Origin of the sequence: Cupriavidus sp. L7L, from assembly GCF_004353535.1 — a bacterium.
GTDB classification, from domain to species: Bacteria; Pseudomonadota; Gammaproteobacteria; order Burkholderiales; family Burkholderiaceae; genus Cupriavidus; species Cupriavidus oxalaticus_A.
This window is the reverse complement of record NZ_SMNY01000024.1, coordinates 439149-456209: the sequence shown is the minus strand read 5'-3', so window position 1 is coordinate 456209 and position 17061 is coordinate 439149. Positions and strand designations below refer to the sequence as shown.

Genomic DNA, 17061 nt, shown 5'->3' with positions numbered 1-17061 from the left:
GAATTCACGCTCGGCCCCACGCTGCATGAACGATATCTTCCGCTCGTTTGGCCGCGCGCTCGTCAGCCAGCTGCATCCCCGCATGCTGCTGCTGACCGTGCTGCCTTTCGTCCTGGCCACGCTCTTCTGGGGCGGGCTGCTCTGGTGGGGCTGGGATCCCATCATGACCGCCACGCGCGGTTTTCTCGAAACCTCGGTGCTGACCAGCTGGATCTACAGCGCACTGGACTGGCTCAGCCTGCAATCGATGCGGGCCGTGGTGGCGCCGCTGTTCGTCGCCGCGCTGGTGGTGCCGCTGGTGATCGCATCGATGCTGATGTTTATCGGCGTGTTCTCGGTGCCAGCCGTGGTGCGCCACCTCGAGCGCAGCTACCCGGACTTGTCCAAGGCCCACGGCGGCAGCGTGCTCGGCAGCGTGTTCCAGTCCCTGGGCAGCACCATCGTGTTCCTGTTGCTGGTGCTGGTGACGCTGCCGCTATGGCTGGTGCCGCCGTTCTTCGCGCTGATCCCGCCGGTGCTGTGGGGCTGGCTGACCTACCGGGTGATGACCTATGACGCGCTGTCCGACCACGCCAGCGCGGAAGAGCGCAAGACGCTGATGCGGCGCCATCGCACGCCGCTGCTGGTGATCGGCGTGGCGGTGGGTCTGCTGGGCTCGGCGCCGACACTGCTGTGGGTGTCGTCCGCGGCGGTGATCTTCCTGTTCCCGTTCGTGCTGGCGGGCACGCTGTGGCTGTACGTGCTGATCTTTATCTTTTCGGCGCTGTGGTTCGGCCACTTCTGCCTGCGCGCGCTGGCGCAGCTGCGCGCCGAACGTGCTGCAGATCGCGCACCGCCGCCGGCACAGCAGCCGACCGGTCCGTCCGCGGGCGGCGACATCATCGACCTGGCGCCCTCCGACGTGCGGCGCATCGAACATTCCTGAAGCGAGGGCAACATGGGTTTCGGCCTGATCATCATCGGCGACGAGATTCTGTCGGGGCGGCGCGAAGACAAGCATCTGCGCCGCACCATCGAACTGCTGGGCGCGCGCGGCCTGGCGCTGGACTGGGCGCAGTATGTCGGCGACGACCGCGGCCGCATCACCGCCACGCTCAAGCGCACCTTCGCCGGCACTGACGTGGTGTTCTGCACCGGCGGCATCGGCGCAACGCCTGACGACCATACGCGCCAGTGCGCGGCCGCGGCGCTGGGCGTGCCGCTGCAGCTGCATCCCGAGGCGCGCGAGCAGATCGCGCTGCGCATTGCGGAGACCGCAGGCGGCGATCCCGTCAAGGCCGACCTGAGCCAGCCGGAAAACCAGCACCGGTTCAAGATGGGCGAGTTTCCCGAAGGCGCGCGCATCATCCCCAACAGCTACAACCGCATCCCGGGCTTCTCCGTGGGACATCACCACTTCATGCCCGGCTTCCCGGTGATGGCATGGCCGATGATGGAGTGGGTGCTCGACCATGAGTACGCGCACCTGTTCCACCAGGTGCAGCACCAGGAACGCGCCTTCTATGTGTTCGAGGCGCCCGAGTCCACGCTGACCCCGCTGATGGAGACAGTAGAAGCCGCCTTTCCCGGCATCCGCGTGTTCAGCCTGCCTTCGGTCGGCGACGTGCAGCGCGGCGACCGCTTCGCACGCCGGCACATCGACCTGGGCGTCAAGGGGCCGGCCGACCTGGTGCCGCCCGCCTATGCCATGCTGCTGGACGGGGTGCGCGCGATGGGGTTTGAAGTCGTCGAGCAGCCGGCGCGGGAATCGGCGCAGGCCTGAGCGTTCGCAATAGCGGACCAACAAAAAGGGGGGGGCAGCCTACGCTGCCCCTTTTCGTCATTCCGGCGCGGCGGCGCTCAGGCGCCGTGCCACGGCAGGCCGCGCACGCACCAGCCTTCGACCGTCTTGCGGTGGTGATGCTCGTCGCGGTTGCCCTCGAAGCCTTCCAGCACGTCCATGGCGAAGTGGTAGCCGGCTTCGGTCGCCACGCGCGCGGCATGCTTGGAGCGCGCCGCGCTGCGGCACAGGAACAGCACCGGCACGTCGGCCGGCACGCGCGCCTTCAGTTCCTCGATGAAGCGGGCGTTCTGCGCGCCGCCCGGGTACGCCATCCATTCGACATGGGCGAACTGCGCGTCGGGCACATCGACGCCGCCGACCCAGTCCAGCTCGGCCTGCGTGCGCACGTCGACCAGCACCGCCGCGGGATCGTTCTGCAGGAGGGCATAGGCTTCCTGCGGCGACAGCGCGCCGAAGTACGGGAGCTGGTTCTGTTGCTGGCGCTGCTGGGCGGCCTGGAGAAGATCGTCTCGGGTGGTCATCTGCGTGACAAATGAAATGGATGAAATTGAGGGCGCGAAGGCCGTAACCCGGTATTCTATAGCGCCGCGGCAACCCGGCGGCCGCAACACGCACCGCGCTGGCTGGATGGCATCACGACCGGGCACGCAATGACCGATTTTGGTGCCACCGCACTAATGCGGTGCGATTACTTGCTCATTGCACCATTGTGGTGTTTTATTGGTGGGCGGAACCCGAGTGTGCATGTCGATGGTGCGCCACCCCGGCGCTTTCTGGCACGGCACTCCGGATCGCGCCTACCCCGCGACGGTGCGCGGTTCGCCGGAGTTGCACATTTTTCGGGCCGGGAAAAGCAGTGGGGCGTTTGCTTGGCATGCTTTCTGCTAACATTCCCCCGTCCTTTCGTGGCGAGGTCGGCAAGCGCGGCGACATGCAGCGGCGCCGCCGGCGACAGGCCCAAGAATTGGCTTTCACAGACATTTGCCGAATACCCAGGAGATTGGCATGGCCCACAGCGTTGCAGACGTGATGAAGCTGGTGAAGGAAAACGACGTCAAGTTCGTCGACTTCCGTTTCACCGATACCAAAGGCAAGGAGCAACACGTGTCCGTGCCCGTGTCGCACTTCGATGAAGACAAGTTCGAAAGCGGCCACGCTTTCGACGGCTCGTCGATCGCCGGCTGGAAGGGTATCGAGGCTTCGGACATGCTGCTGATGCCGGATTCGAACACGGCTCACATCGACCCGTTCTATGAAGAGCCGACGCTGGTGCTGTCGTGCGACGTGATCGAGCCGTCGGATGGCAAGGGCTATGACCGCGACCCGCGTTCGATCGCCAAGCGCGCCGAAGCCTACCTGAAGAGCACCGGCCTGGGCGACACCGCCTTCTTCGGTCCGGAACCCGAGTTCTTCATCTTCGACGGCGTGACCTGGAACGTCGACATGCAAGGCTGCTTCGTGAAGATCCATTCCGAAGAAGCCCCGTGGTCGTCGGGCAAGGAGTTCGAGCACGGCAACGCCGGCCACCGTCCGGGCAAGAAGGGCGGCTACTTCCCGGTCGCCCCGATCGACACGTTCCAGGACATGCGTTCGGAAATGTGCCTGATCCTGGAATCGCTGGGCATCCCCGTTGAAGTCCACCACCACGAAGTGGCTGGCCAGGGCCAGAACGAAATCGGCACCAGGTTCAGCACGCTGGTGCAGCGCGCCGACTGGACCCAGCTGCAGAAGTACGTGATCCAGAACGTCGCTCACACCTACGGCAAGACCGCCACGTTCATGCCGAAGCCGGTCGTCGGCGACAACGGCTCGGGCATGCACGTGCACCAGTCCGTGTGGAAGGACGGCCAGAACCTGTTCGCCGGCAACGGCTACGCCGGCCTGTCGGAATTCGCGCTGTACTACATCGGCGGCATCATCAAGCACGCCCGCGCGCTGAACGCCATCACCAACCCGGGCACGAACTCGTACAAGCGCCTGGTGCCGGGCTTCGAAGCCCCGGTCAAGCTGGCCTACTCGGCCCGCAACCGTTCGGCTTCGATCCGTATCCCGTATGTGGCCAACCCGAAGGGCCGCCGCATCGAGACCCGCTTCCCGGATCCGCTGATGAACCCGTACCTGGGCTTCTCGGCGCTGCTGATGGCCGGCCTGGACGGCGTGATGAACAAGATCCACCCGGGCGAAGCCGCCGACAAGAACCTGTACGACCTGCCGCCGGAAGAGGATGCAAAGATCCCGACCGTCTGCTCGAGCCTGGACCAGTCGCTGGAGTACCTGGACAACGACCGCGAGTTCCTGACCCGCGGCGGCGTGTTCTCGAACTCGATGATCGATGCGTACATCGAACTGAAGATGGAAGAAGTCACGCGTTTCCGCATGACCACGCACCCGGTCGAGTTCGAGATGTACTACTCGCTGTAAGCGGCCCTTGCCCGGGAATGACGCAGGTTGTGACCGGGCAACAGTTGCACCAGAAAGGGGCGGCTTCGGCTGTCCCTTTTTGCTTTGCTCGCTAGAATGGGGAATCCGATCCCATCCCGATCCATCCCTGTTCACACCTAACGCCATGTCCATGGACGCTTCTTCGCGCAAGGCCAGCCGGGCCGCGTCGCCGCACCAATTTCGTGTTCGATTCCCTGTTCTGGTGAGTGCCGTGGCATTGACACTGGGTGCCTGGGCCGGGCTGTCGCAGGCGCAGTCGTCTTCCGACGTCTACGTTTGCACCGGACCCAACGGCGTACCCGAGTATCGCAACGGCAGCGCCGGCAAGGGATGCAAGAAGCTGAGCCTGCCCGATGTGGTGACCGTGCCGGGCGGGCGAAGCGCGCCGGCGCCGGCGGCGGCCAAGGGCGGTGCTGCCACGGCCGGCAACGCCAGCTTCCCGCGCGTGGACAGTGCCACGCAGCGCAGCCGCGACAGCGAGCGCCGTACCGTGCTCACGCAGGAACTGCAGAGCGAAGAGGCCAAGCTGCAGGCGCTGCGCGCCGAATACAACAACGGCCAGCCCGAGCGCCAGGGCAATGAGCGCAACTATCAGAAATACCTGGATCGCACCGCGGCGCTGCGCGACGACATCGCGCGCAGCGAGGCCAACGCGGCATCGTTGCGGCGCGAGCTTGGCAACCTGAAGGACTAAGTCTTATGCGTCGCCTGATTCGAGGTGTGTCGCGCAAGGTCGGTGGTGCCGACAGCGCCCGTGGCGAGACCGCCGCGCCGGACCTCGTGCAATCGGGCGGCAGCGCCCAGGTGTTGCCCATGGGCGTGGTGGCCTTCCATGCCGGCCTCGACGTGGTGGCCAACCCGGTGCTGCTGGTGCGGCAGCCCGGCCTGCGCGTGGTCTACGCCAACCCCGCCGCCGAGGCGACCTTCGGCGTGTCGCGCCGGGGCATGGTGGAGCTGTCGCTGCCGGACCTGTTCGGCCACTCGGACGAGCTGCACAGCATGCTCGACACCGTGGTCGCGCGCCAGTTCGACGTGCGCCGGCAGGACCTGGTGCTGCACCCGCCGCTGCAGGAACCCATCCATGCGCACGTAGTGATCGCCGCATTGGAAGCGTCCGGCGACACCGTGGTGGTGGAAATCCTCCCCAACGAGCAGAAGGTGCGCAGCGACCGCGAGGAGCGCATCCTCGACCTGACCTCGGCCAACAAGGAACTGATCCGCAACCTGGCGCACGAGATCAAGAACCCGCTTGGCGGCATCCGCGGCGCCGCGCAGCTGCTGGAGTTCGAGCTGCCGGAGCGCTCGCTGCGCGAATACACGCAGGTCATCATCAAGGAGTCGGACCGGCTGCAGACGCTGGTGGACCGGCTGCTGGAGCCGCACCGCCATCCGCATATCGTATCGAGCCTGAATATCCACGAGGTGCTGGAGCGCGTGCGCTCGGTGGTGCTGGCCGAATTCCCGAACGGGCTCGATATCGTGCGCGACTACGATGCCAGCCTGCCCGAGCTGCAGGGCGACATGGAGCAGCTGATCCAGGCGGTGCTCAACATCGTGCACAACGCCGCGCAGGCGCTGGCCGACCGCATTGCGCGCGGCGATGCGCAGATCGTGCTGCGCACGCGCGTGGCGCGCCAGGTCACCATCGCCAAGCGCCTGTTCAAGCTGGCATTGGACTTGCATGTGATCGACAACGGCCCGGGAATCCCCGAAGACATTCGCGAGCGCATTTTCTATCCGCTGGTATCGGGTAGGGATGGCGGCAGCGGTCTCGGTCTCACACTCGCTCAAACCTTCGTGCAGCAGCACGAGGGCTTGATCGAATGCGAGAGCCGGCCGGGCTGTACCGACTTCCGCATCCTGCTGCCGTTGCACTAGCTGTCCGCGAGCGATCGCGCCGCAGTGCCGGGTATGTGGAAGACCAAATGACACCGAGCAGACAAGCGACGCACATGAAGCCGATCTGGATAGTCGACGACGATCAATCAATCCGCTGGGTCCTGGAAAAGGCCCTTGCCCGTGAAAGCCTGCTCTCGCGCAGCTTCACCAATGTGCGAGACGTGCTGGCCGCGCTGGAAGAAGACCAGCCGCAGGTGCTGATTTCCGATATCCGCATGCCCGGCGGCTCCGGGCTGGATCTGCTGCAGGCCATCAAGGCGCGGCATCCGGGGCTGCCGGTCATCGTGATGACCGCCTACTCGGACCTGGACAGCGCCGTGGCGGCGTTCCAGGGCGGCGCCTTCGAATACCTGGCCAAGCCGTTCGATGTCGACAAGGCGGTCGAGCTGATCCGCCGTGCGCTCGAAGAAAGCCTGCGCGAAGAGGAGATGGACGACCGGCTGGTCGATGCGCCGGAGATCCTCGGCCAGGCGCCGGCGATGCAGGATGTGTTCCGCGCCATCGGGCGGCTGTCGCAGTCGAATGTCACGGTGATGATCACCGGCGAGTCCGGCACAGGCAAGGAACTGGTTGCGCGCGCGCTTCACAAGCACAGCCCGCGTGCCAACGGCCCGTTCATCGCGCTCAATACTGCGGCCATTCCCAAGGACCTGCTCGAATCCGAACTGTTCGGCCACGAGCGCGGCGCCTTCACCGGTGCGCAGACCATGCGCCGCGGCCGCTTCGAACAGGCCGAGGGCGGCACGCTGTTCCTCGATGAAATCGGCGACATGCCGTTCGATTTGCAGACCCGCCTGCTGCGCGTGCTGTCCGACGGCAACTTCTATCGCGTCGGCGGCCACAACCCGTTGCGCGCCAATGTGCGGGTCATCGCCGCGACGCACCAGAACCTGGAGCTGCGCGTCAAGGAAGGCCTGTTCCGCGAGGACTTGTTCCACCGCCTGAACGTGATCCGGCTGCGCTTGCCGCCGCTGCGCGAACGGCCCGAGGACATCACGCTGCTGGCGCGCCATTTCCTGCAGAAGAGCGCCAAGGAACTGGGCGTCGAGCCCAAGCGCATGTCGGACGAGGCGCTGGCCTATGTCAGCACGCTGCCGTTCCCCGGCAACGTGCGCCAGCTCGAGAACCTGTGCAACTGGCTGACGGTGATGGCACCGGCGCAGACCATCGAGGTCAAGGACTTGCCGCGCGAAATGCTGGAGGCTGGCGTCAGCGAGCCGATCAATGCGCCGCGGCCCGAGCGCGTGGTCGAGGCGCGTGCCGCCGAGTACGAAGCCGGTCATGAGCTGGCCGACTACGGCGGCTTTGCCATGCCGGTGGCGGAGGCGGATACGGCGACCGTGGTGCGGCCGGCGCCGGCTGTCAGCGCCGCGCCGGCCGGCACTGCCGCCGGCTGGGAGCACCTGCTGGCCGGCGAAGCGCGCGCCATGCTCGAGGCCGGGCAGCCGGAGGTCATGGATGTGCTGACACGCCGGTTCGAGAAGGCGGTGCTGGAGGCCGCGCTGGGTGTCACACGCGGGCGTAGGGTCGAGGCCGCGACGCGACTGGGCATCGGGCGAAATACCATTACGCGCAAGCTGCAGGAATTGGGATTCGACTGAGCGGGCAGAGCGGAAAAAAACGGCCGGGCATGTGCCCGGCCGTTTTGCTTTTTGCCTTGCCAGATCTCAGCCGCGCGCCTGCACCAGCCGCTGCGCCATCTCGGCGAAACCTTCGCCACCCGCCGCCGCAGTGATGAAGGCCGGCGGCACCGGCAACTGCGGCAGGATATCCCGCACATTGGCCACTCCGACCGACAGCGGAAAATGCGCGAACATGCTGGCATCGTTGGCTGAATCGCCGATAAACAGCCATTCATCGCGGCAAGCATCCAGATCTTCTCCGAGCAGTTCCGCCACGCACAGCTTGCTCATCGAGAGCTTGTCATGCTCTCCGAACCAGCCGTTGACATGGATGGAGCTGACCGTGGCAGTCATGCCGGCCTCGCGCATCAAGGCGGCAATGCGTGCCACCGCTTCCTGCGGCAGTGGCGGCACGTCTTCGGCATGGTCGATCGCAAGGTCGGCGGCGTGCCAGGCCTGGTCCGACGCCAGCGCGCAGCCCGGCACCTCAAGCAGGATGCGCTGGCCAAGCGCATGGATGCGCTCGAGGTTGCGCGCGCGGGTGGACGCGTCGTCCAGGAAGCGGGTATGCAGCCGGCCATCGCGCAGGTGCGAATAGAAGGCACCGTTCTCGCCGATGATCGCGTCCACCGGCCACAGGCGGGTCAGGATCTCGGCCCACGCAATGCAGCGCCCCGTTACCGGGATGACGTGCAGGCCGGCCTGGCGCAGCCCGTCCAGCGCCAGATAGGTGGAGGCGCGCAGCCGCCCGTCGGTGGTCAGCGTGCCGTCAATATCGGTCAGCACGCCGCGCACGCGCTGCAGCACGGAATTAGAGAGCTTGTTCAGGGATTGCATGGCGGGCCATTGTAACCGCCGTTCCGCCGTCTTCGTCGGCTAAGTCGCATATTGCAGCGCAAAACGGCGGGGATCCGTGAAGTTGCTGATTTGCTTGCCCGGGTGCGACCGGCGTAACATGCCGCTGTCACAAAAGAATCACATGCTGTCGGGTTTCCGACCGCCCAGAAACAAGTGAGACCAAGGAGAGCCACCCATGTCCATATCCCGTACCGCGCTTAAACTTGCCGTGCTGGCCGCCCTGACCGGGGCCGGCAGCGCGCAGGCCGCCGTTGAAATCCAGTGGTGGCACGCCATGCAAGGCGCCCTGAACGACAAGGTGAACGAGATCGCCAACAAGTTCAACGCCAGCCAGTCCGACTACAAGGTGGTGCCCGTTAACAAGGGCAACTACGACGAAACCATGGCGGCCGGCATCGCCGCCTTCCGTGCCGGCGGCGCGCCGGCCATCCTGCAAGTGTTCGAAGTCGGCACCGCCACCATGATGAGCGCCAAGGGCGCGATCAAGCCGGTGTCGACAGTCATGAAGGACGCCGGCGAGAAATTCGACCAGAAGGCCTACATCCCGGCAGTGGCGGGTTACTACACCTCGTCCAAGGGCGAGATGCTGTCGTTCCCGTTCAACAGTTCGACCACGGTCTTCTACTACAACAAGGATGCCTTCAAGAAGGCCGGCCTGGACCCGGAGAAGGCGCCCAAGACCTGGCCGGAGGTGATGCAGTACTCGGCCAAGCTGAAGGCATCGGGCAGCAACTGCGCGTACACCACCGACTGGCAGGGCTGGGTCCACCTGGAAAGCTTCTCGGCCTGGCACAACACGCTGTATGCCACCAAGAATAACGGCTTCGGCGGCACCGACACGCGCCTGGTCTTCAACAGCCCGCTGCACGTCAAGCACATCACCAACCTGCAGGACATGGTGAAGAAGGGCTACTTCAGCTATGGCGGCCGCAAGGCGGAATCGCAGGCCAAGTTCTATAACGGCGAGTGCGCGATGTTTACCGGCTCGTCGGCCTCGCTGGCCAATATCCGCAAGAACGCCAAGTTCGCGTTCGCGGTAGCCCAGCTGCCGTACTACCCGGACGTGCAGGGCGCCCCGCAGAACACCATCATCGGCGGCGCTTCGCTGTGGGTGATGGGCGGCAAGAAGCCGGACGAGTACAAGGGCGTGGCCAAGTTCTTCAACTTCCTGTCGCGTCCGGAGATCCAGTCGGACTGGCACCAGGCCACCGGCTACCTGCCGGTAACGATGGCCGCCTACGAGATGACCAAGAAATCCGGCTACTACGACAAAAACCCGGGTGCCGATGTGTCGGTGCAGCAGATGGTGGTCAAGACCACCGACAAGTCGCGCGGCGTGCGCCTGGGCAACATGGTGCAGATCCGTACCGTGGTGGACGAGGAACTGGAAGCCGTCTGGGCCGGCAAGAAGGAGCCCAAGGCAGCGCTGGACTCGGCTGTGGCCCGTGGCAACGATCTGCTGGAGCGCTTCCAGAAGACCGCGCGCGAATAAGCGCGGGCTGACAGCAAGCTGATAGGAAAGGGCGGGCGGCGGCGAAACCTCCGCCCGCTTGCATTGTGGCCGGCCGCATCCGGCCGTACCTGGAACGATGCCGCGACCCGCGGCATCCGCCGGAATCCGTTCATGGAAAAACGCGTTGTTTTCCGCTCGCCGTGGCTGCCGTATCTGCTGGTCTTGCCGCAGATCGCGATCACGCTGATCTTCTTTTTCCTGCCCGCGGGGCAGGCGCTGTATCAATCGATGCTGCAACAGGATGCCTTCGGCATCAACCTGGAGTTTGTTGGCCTCGATAACTTCCGCATGCTGTGGAACGACCCGCTGTATGTGGAGTCATTCCAGACCACTGCGATCTTCGCCATCGGCGTCACCGTGGTGGGCCTGACCACCGCGCTGGCGCTGGCCTATTTTGCCGATCGCGTGATCCGCGCCGCGGTCGGCTACAAGACCTTGCTGATCTGGCCGTACGCGGTCGCGCCGGCGGTGGCGGGCGTGCTGTGGATGTTCATGTTCAACCCGACGCTGGGCGTGGTCTCGTACGCACTGCGCAAGATGGGCGTGGAATGGAATTTCCTGCTCAACGGCAACCAGGCGCTGCTGCTGGTGGTGCTGGCCGCGGCATGGAAGCAGATCAGCTACAACTTCCTGTTCTTCCTGGCCGGGCTGCAGAGCATCCCGCGCTCGCTGATCGAGGCCGCGGCCATCGACGGCGCCGGGCCGTGGCGCCGCTTCTGGTCGATCATCTTCCCGCTGCTGTCGCCGACCACTTTTTTCCTGATGGTGATCAACGTGGTCTACGCCTTCTTCGATACCTTCGCCATCATCGACGCGGTCACGCATGGCGGCCCGTTCAACTCGACCAACACGCTGGTGTACAAGGTTTTCCATGACGGCTTCCGCGGCATGGATATTGGTGGCTCGGCCGCGCAGTCGGTGGTGCTGATGGTGATCGTGATCGCGCTGACCGTGGTGCAGTTCCGCTACGTGGAACGCAAGGTCCAGTACTGACGGAGGCAGCCATGGTAGAACGACGTCCTTTCCTTGATTTCCTGACCCACGCGGTGCTGATTCTCGGCATCGTGGTGGTGGTGTTCCCGGTGTACCTGACCTTCGTCGCGTCGACGCTGACTGCGGAAGAAGTGCTGGACGCGCCGATGACGCTGATCCCGGGCAGCCACCTGATCGAGAACTATCGCACCGTGCTGTTCCAGGGCGTGGGCGAGGCCGCATCGCCGGTCTCGACCATGATGAAGAACAGCCTGATCATGGCGCTCGGCATTGCGCTGGGCAAGATCGCAATCTCGATCATCTCGGCCTTTGCCATCGTCTATTTCAAGTTCCCGCTGCGCAAGACCTTCTTCTGGCTGATCTTCATCACGCTGATGCTGCCGGTCGAGGTGCGGATCCTGCCGACCTACAAGGTCGTGTCGGACCTTGGGCTGCTCGACAGCTACTTCGGGTTGACCATTCCGATCATCGCGTCGGCGACCGCGACCTTCCTGTTCCGCCAGTTCTTTCTGACCATTCCCGATGAACTGGCCGAAGCGGCGCGCATCGACGGCGCGGGGCCACTGCGCTTTTTCTGGGACGTGGTGCTGCCGCTGTCGCGCACCAGCATCGCCGCGCTGTTCGTGATCCAGTTCATCTACGGCTGGAACCAGTACCTGTGGCCGCTGCTGATCACCACGCAGAAGTCGATGACGCCGGTGGTGGTGGGCGTGACGCAGATGATCTCGCGCTCGGGCGATGCCGCCACCGACTGGAACCTGGTGATGGCCACGGTGATGCTGGCGATGATCCCGCCCGCGGTGGTGGTGGTGTTGATGCAGAAGTGGTTCGTCAAGGGCCTGGTCGAAACCGAAAAATAAGCGGAACAACAAGGCGTGGCGCGCCACCCGCGCGCGCGCAGGACAACAGCAATGGCAAAACTGTCGCTTCGCAACGTTCAGAAAACCTACGCCGGCGGTACCCAGGTGGTGCACGGCATCGACATGGAAATCGCCGACGGCGAGTTCATCGTCATCGTCGGCCCTTCGGGCTGCGGCAAGTCAACGCTGCTGCGCATGGTGGCGGGGCTGGAAACCATCACCGGGGGCGAGATCCATATCGGCGACAAGATCGTCAACAACCTGGAGCCGGCCGAGCGGGACATCGCCATGGTGTTCCAGAACTACGCGCTCTACCCGCACATGAGCGTGTACGACAACATGGCCTACGGCCTGAAGATCCGCGGCATGGCCAAGGCCGAGATCCAGCAGCGCGTGGAGCATGCCGCCGGCATCCTGGAGCTGTCGCCGCTGCTGGACCGCAAGCCGCGCCAGCTGTCGGGCGGGCAGCGCCAGCGCGTGGCCATGGGCCGTGCCATCGTGCGCGAGCCGGCGGTGTTCCTGTTCGACGAGCCGCTGTCCAACCTCGACGCCAAGCTGCGCGTGCAGATGCGGCTGGAACTGAAGGACCTGCATCGCCGCCTCGGCACCACCAGCCTGTACGTGACCCACGACCAGGTCGAGGCGATGACGCTGGCCGACCGCATGATGGTGCTCAACGCGGGCCGCGTGGAGCAGATCGGCACGCCGCTGCAAGTCTATTCGAAGCCGGCCAGCACCTTTGTTGCGGGCTTTATCGGTTCGCCGCCGATGAACCTGATCCCGGTGGTTCGCAACGGCGCGGGCAATGGTGGCGCGCAGATGCGGGTGGTGGCGAAGGAGGGCGCCGACAGCGCTCCCGCCACGCTCGGCCACCTGCCGATGGGACTGCACCTGCCCGAACAGGCGTTGCTGGGACTGCGGCCGGAACATATCGAGCCGTGCGCCGCGCACGAGGCCATCGCCGAGGTCGATGTGCGCGTGGTGGAGGCGCTCGGCGCCGACTCGTTCGCCTATGGTTCGCTCGGCGGCCAGCCGGTGGTGGTGCGGCTGGAGAGCCATGCGCGCGTGAGCGCAGGCGACCGCCTGCCTGTGACCTCGTCGCCTGACCACCTCCATTTCTTCGCGCCGGATACCGGCAAGCGCATCGAGGCCTGACATGCCAGCCATCGCAGACACCCAGTCCTGGCCGTACCCGCGCCATATCGCGCATCGCGGCGCGGGCAAGCTGGCGCCCGAGAACACGCTCGCCGCGTTCCGCCACGGCGCCGCCTTTGGGTACCGGATGTTCGAGTTCGACGTCAAGCTGACTGCCGACGGCAAGCCGGTGCTGATGCACGACGCGACGCTCGACCGCACCACCAGCGGCAAGGGCAGGGTCGATGCGCTGACGCTTGGCGAGTTGGCGCTGCTCGATGCCGGCAGCTGGCACGGCCCGGCCTGGGCCGGAGAGCCGGTGCCGACGCTGGCCGCCATCGCCCGCTATACGCAGGCCAACGGCTTCCTGGCCAATATCGAGATCAAGCCGGTGCCCGGCACCGAAGCGCGCACTGGCGCGGCGGTCGCGCTAGATGCCGCGGCGCTGTGGGCCGGCGCTGCGGTGCCGCCGCTGCTGTCGTCGTTCTCGGAAGAGACACTGACTGCGGCAGCACGCGTGGCGCCAGACCTGCCGCGAGCGCTGCTGCTCGACAAGCTGCCGGCCGACTGGCTCGAGCGGTTGCGCCGGCTCGGCTGCGTGGCACTCGATGCGAATTACCGAGAGCTGGACGAGGGCGTCATTGCGTCCGCCCACGCGGCCGGCTACCGCGTCCTCAGCTATACCGTGAACGACCCGGCGAAGGCCGCGCAACTGCTGGGCTGGGGGCTGGACGGGCTGATCACCGATGCCGTCGACAAGATAGAGCCGCACGTCTGAATGTTGTGTAGCTGTTGCCAAAACGCCGATGGCGATGCGAGTTGTCGTGCGATGAAGTTCCGCATCGCGAAAAGTCCACATCCCGTTCAGGCAAACATGCTATTCTTACCGCCGTGAAGACTTAGGTCCTTCCCCGCACAACTTGCCCTTTCGGGCCTTGTGAGGAAGCCAGCACATGCGGCACCCCGGTGGCGCCGTTTGCGCAGGGTCCTCAGTTGGGCTCCCAAGAGTTGTTTGCAATCCGCTAACCGGTCAAGCCGTGTCGCGGAAGGTTGAATAACCCGCTGAACTCCGGCATACCCGGAGAATAGTGAGCGTCCCATGATGCAGCAGTACCAGAGCAATTCGTACCTCTTCGGCGGTAACGCCCCGTATGTCGAAGAACTGTACGAAGCCTACCTCCAGAATCCCGCCTCGGTTCCCGACAACTGGCGTTCGTATTTCGACGCCATGCAGAACGTTCCCGCCGTCGACGGCTCGAACGGCCGGGATGTCGCCCACGCTCCCATCGTTGCCTCGTTCGCCGAGCGCGCCAAGCAAGGCCCCATCAAGACCATCGTTGCCTCGGCCGATTCCGACATGGGCCGCAAGCGCGTCGCTGCCACCCAGCTGATCGCCGCCTACCGCAACATCGGTTCGCACTGGGCCGACCTGGACCCGCTCAAGCGCCAGGAGCGTCCGCCCCTGCCGGATCTGGACCCCGCGTTCTACGGTTTTTCCGAAGCTGACCTCGACATCGTCTTCAATGCCAGCAATACGTACTTTGGCAAGGAGTCGATGAGCCTGCGCGAGCTGCTGAACAACCTGCGCGAAACCTACTGCGGCACCATCGGCGCCGAATTCATGTACGTGAGCGACCAGGCGCAGAAGCGCTGGTGGCAGGAGCGCCTGGAAACCACGCGTTCCAAGCCGGTCTTCACGCTGGAGAAGAAGAAGCACATCCTCGACCGCCTGACCGCGGCCGAAGGCCTGGAGCGCTTCCTCCACACCAAGTACGTCGGCCAGAAGCGCTTCTCGCTGGAAGGCGGCGAAAGCTTCATCGCCGCGATGGACGAACTGATCCAGCGCGCCGGCACCAAGGGTGTGCAGGAAATCGTGATCGGCATGGCCCACCGCGGCCGCCTGAACGTGCTGGTCAACACGCTGGGCAAGATGCCGGCCGACCTGTTCGCCGAATTCGAAGGCAAGCACGTCGACGACCTGCCGGCCGGTGACGTCAAGTACCACAAGGGCTTCTCGAGCGATGTCTCGACCGAAGGCGGCCCGGTGCACCTGTCGCTGGCGTTCAACCCGTCGCACCTGGAAATCGTCAACCCGGTGGTGGAAGGCTCGGCCAAGGCCCGCCAGGAACGCCGCGGCGAAGTCGGCCACAAGGAAGTGCTGCCGGTGCAGGTGCACGGCGACGCCGCCTTTGCCGGCCAGGGCGTGGTCATGGAGACGCTGAACCTCGCGCAGACCCGCGGCTACGGCACGGGCGGCACGATGCACATCGTCATCAACAACCAGATCGGCTTCACCACCTCCGACCCGCGCGACGCCCGCTCGACGCTGTACTGCACGGACGTGGTCAAGATGATCGAGGCCCCGGTGCTGCACGTGAACGGCGACGATCCCGAAGCCGTGGTGTACGCGATGCAGCTGGCGGTTGATTTCCGCATGGAATTCAACAAGGACGTCGTGGTCGACATCATCTGCTTCCGCAAGCTGGGCCACAACGAGCAGGATACCCCGGCGGTCACGCAGCCGCTGATGTACAAGAAGATCAGCCAGCACCCCGGCACGCGCAAGGTGTACGCCGAGAAGCTGGCCGCGCAGAAGCTGGTCCCGGCCGAGTTTGGCGACGAGAAGGTCAAGGAATACCGCGCTGCGATGGACGCCGGCAAGCACACCGCCGACCCCGTCCTGTCGAACTTCAAGAACAAGTTCGCGGTGGACTGGATGCCGTTCCTGAACCGCAAGTGGACCGACGCCGCCGACACCGCGGTGCCGGTGACCGAACTGAAGCGCCTGGCCGAGCGCATCACCACCACGCCTGAGACGCTGAAGCTGCACCCGCTGGTGGAGAAGGTCGTCAAGGACCGCGCCAACATGGGCCGTGGCGACCAGCCGCTGGACTGGGGCATGGGTGAGCACCTGGCCTTCGCCTCGCTGGTGTCCTCGGGCTACCCGGTGCGCATCACCGGCCAGGACGCCGGCCGCGGCACCTTTACCCACCGCCACGCCGTGCTGCACGACCAGGCGCGCGAGCGCTGGGATGCCGGCTCGTACGTGCCGCTGCAGAACGTGTCGGAAAACCAGGCACCGTTCACGGTGATCGACTCGGTGCTGTCGGAAGAAGCCGTGCTCGGCTTCGAATACGGCTACTCCGCAGCCGAGCCGAACGCGCTGGTGATCTGGGAAGCCCAGTTCGGCGACTTCGTCAACGGCGCCCAGGTGGTGATCGACCAGTTCATCTCGTCGGGTGAAGTGAAGTGGGGCCGCGCCTCGGGCCTGACCCTGATGCTGCCGCACGGCTACGAAGGCCAGGGTCCGGAGCACAGCTCGGCTCGTATCGAGCGTTTTCTGCAGCTCTGCGCGGACCACAACATGCAGGTCTGCCAGCCGACCACGCCGGCCCAGATCTTCCACCTGCTGCGCCGCCAGATGATCCGCCTGTTCCGCAAGCCGCTGGTGATCATGACGCCAAAGTCGCTGCTGCGTAACAAGGACGCCGTGTCGTCGCTGTCTGAACTGGCCAAGGGCCACTTCGAGACCGTGATTGCCGACCAGGAAGAACTGAACGCCAGCAAGGTCAAGCGCGTCATCATGTGCTCGGGCAAGGTCTACTACGACCTGGTCAACACGCGCAAGGAACGCGAGGCCAACGACACCGCGATTATCCGCCTGGAACAGCTGTATCCGTTCCCGCACAAGGCTGTTGCCGCGGAACTGAAGAAATATCCGAACGCCACCGAGATCGTGTGGTGCCAGGACGAGCCGCAGAACCAGGGTGCCTGGTTCTTCGTGCAGCACTACATCATGGAAAACATGACGGATGGCCAGAAGCTCGGTTATGCCGGTCGTCCCGCCTCGGCTTCGCCGGCGGTGGGCTACTACGCAAAGCACAACGAGCAACAGAAGGCTCTGCTGGAAGCTGCCTTCGCCAAGCTCAAGGGCTTTGTTCTGACCAAGTAATCAGA

General features: G+C 65.0%; 14 protein-coding genes. 12 read left to right on the top strand and 2 right to left on the bottom strand.

What is annotated here, in order from left to right; all coding sequences use genetic code 11:
- Positions 1-25 precede the first annotated feature (25 nt).
- Both E1J61_RS24275 and E1J61_RS24270 read left to right on the top strand, forming a co-directional pair.
- Positions 26-925 carry an EI24 domain-containing protein gene (locus tag E1J61_RS24275; protein WP_133096513.1) on the top strand — a complete coding sequence of 300 codons (900 nt, stop codon included), beginning with the start codon at positions 26-28 and terminating at the stop codon, positions 923-925.
- A 12-nt stretch (positions 926-937) separates the two neighbouring features.
- Complete coding sequence (locus E1J61_RS24270; RefSeq protein WP_133096512.1) at positions 938-1762, top strand: molybdopterin-binding protein; 825 nt, start codon at positions 938-940, stop codon at positions 1760-1762.
- A gap of 77 nt (positions 1763-1839) precedes the next feature.
- On the opposite strand, the gene E1J61_RS24265 is transcribed toward E1J61_RS24270, so the two are convergent.
- Entirely contained in the window at positions 1840-2304 is a 465-nt protein-coding gene (locus E1J61_RS24265; RefSeq protein ID WP_133096511.1) for a rhodanese-like domain-containing protein, read from the bottom strand.
- 484 nt (positions 2305-2788) lie between these two features.
- Here E1J61_RS24265 and E1J61_RS24260 point away from each other — a divergent pair, with 484 nt between their 5' ends.
- The 4 genes from E1J61_RS24260 (at position 2789) to ntrC (ending at position 7725) form a co-directional block, all read left to right on the top strand.
- Positions 2789-4204, top strand: coding sequence for a 3-hydroxylaminophenol mutase (locus E1J61_RS24260; RefSeq protein ID WP_116320415.1), 1416 nt, complete (start codon positions 2789-2791; stop codon positions 4202-4204).
- A 151-nt stretch (positions 4205-4355) separates the two neighbouring features.
- Positions 4356-4919, top strand: a complete 564-nt coding sequence (locus E1J61_RS24255; RefSeq protein WP_133096510.1) for a DUF4124 domain-containing protein — start codon at positions 4356-4358, stop codon at positions 4917-4919.
- 5 nt (positions 4920-4924) lie between these two features.
- Positions 4925-6103 carry a nitrogen regulation protein NR(II) gene (glnL, locus tag E1J61_RS24250; RefSeq protein WP_133096509.1) on the top strand — a complete coding sequence of 393 codons (1179 nt, stop codon included), beginning with the start codon at positions 4925-4927 and terminating at the stop codon, positions 6101-6103.
- A gap of 74 nt (positions 6104-6177) precedes the next feature.
- Complete coding sequence (ntrC, locus tag E1J61_RS24245; RefSeq protein ID WP_133096508.1) at positions 6178-7725, top strand: nitrogen regulation protein NR(I); 1548 nt, start codon at positions 6178-6180, stop codon at positions 7723-7725.
- A gap of 66 nt (positions 7726-7791) precedes the next feature.
- Here ntrC and E1J61_RS24240 read toward each other — a convergent pair whose 3' ends face one another.
- A complete protein-coding gene (locus E1J61_RS24240) occupies positions 7792-8583 on the bottom strand; it encodes an HAD-IIB family hydrolase (RefSeq protein WP_133096507.1) in 792 nt (263 codons plus the stop codon).
- Between the two features lie 196 nt (positions 8584-8779).
- On the opposite strand from E1J61_RS24240, the gene ugpB reads away from it, so the two are divergent.
- The 6 genes from ugpB (at position 8780) to E1J61_RS24210 (ending at position 17056) form a co-directional block, all read left to right on the top strand.
- Positions 8780-10096, top strand: a complete 1317-nt coding sequence (ugpB, locus tag E1J61_RS24235) for a sn-glycerol-3-phosphate ABC transporter substrate-binding protein UgpB (protein ID WP_133096506.1) — start codon at positions 8780-8782, stop codon at positions 10094-10096.
- Between the two features lie 132 nt (positions 10097-10228).
- On the top strand, positions 10229-11110 hold the full coding sequence (gene ugpA, locus E1J61_RS24230) for a sn-glycerol-3-phosphate ABC transporter permease UgpA (RefSeq protein ID WP_029046178.1): 882 nt from the start codon (positions 10229-10231) through the stop codon (positions 11108-11110).
- A gap of 11 nt (positions 11111-11121) precedes the next feature.
- Positions 11122-11970 carry a sn-glycerol-3-phosphate ABC transporter permease UgpE gene (gene ugpE / locus E1J61_RS24225; RefSeq protein ID WP_133096505.1) on the top strand — a complete coding sequence of 283 codons (849 nt, stop codon included), beginning with the start codon at positions 11122-11124 and terminating at the stop codon, positions 11968-11970.
- Positions 11971-12021: 51 nt separating this feature from the next.
- Positions 12022-13125: a sn-glycerol-3-phosphate import ATP-binding protein UgpC gene (locus E1J61_RS24220; protein WP_133096504.1), complete on the top strand. Its 1104-nt coding sequence runs from the start codon at positions 12022-12024 to the stop codon at positions 13123-13125.
- A gap of 1 nt (position 13126) precedes the next feature.
- Positions 13127-13882, top strand: a complete 756-nt coding sequence (ugpQ, locus tag E1J61_RS24215; protein ID WP_133096503.1) for a glycerophosphodiester phosphodiesterase — start codon at positions 13127-13129, stop codon at positions 13880-13882.
- A gap of 321 nt (positions 13883-14203) precedes the next feature.
- The gene (locus E1J61_RS24210; protein WP_133096502.1) at positions 14204-17056 is read left to right on the top strand and encodes a 2-oxoglutarate dehydrogenase E1 component; all 2853 of its coding nucleotides are present in this window, start codon (positions 14204-14206) and stop codon (positions 17054-17056) included.
- The last annotated feature ends 5 nt before the right edge of the window (positions 17057-17061 follow it).